Consider the following 260-nt stretch of genomic DNA (forward strand, 5'->3'; position numbering starts at 1 on the left):
GTGGGCAATGGCCTCGACCCGGGTCGAGCGCAGCTTGACCATGGCGAACTCCGCCGCAACGAAAAAGCCGTTGAGCAGGACCAGGATCAGAGCAAAAAGAATCATGCCGAAGTCGGCGAAAAGAGACGCGAGGGTAAAACCAGGGGAAGGGTCCATGATGGAGTTTTGCGGGTTCCGTGTATTCGAAAAGGAAGGAAATGCGGTGCCTGAAAGGCAGGCACAAGTTACGCAATGTAGCGGCTGACAGGGCAATTGCCTAG

1 protein-coding gene is annotated in these 260 nt (G+C 55.8%); it reads right to left on the reverse strand.

The annotated features are described in order from the left end of the window. Positions 1–156, reverse strand: a 156-nt coding sequence (locus SB756_RS31710; RefSeq protein WP_410913451.1) for a CNNM domain-containing protein, incomplete at its 3' end; no start/stop codon positions are given. Positions 157–260 lie beyond the last annotated feature (104 nt).

Origin of the sequence: Pseudomonas sp. SIMBA_068 (assembly GCF_046534705.1) — a bacterium.
GTDB classification, from domain to species: domain Bacteria; phylum Pseudomonadota; class Gammaproteobacteria; order Pseudomonadales; family Pseudomonadaceae; genus Aquipseudomonas; species Aquipseudomonas putida.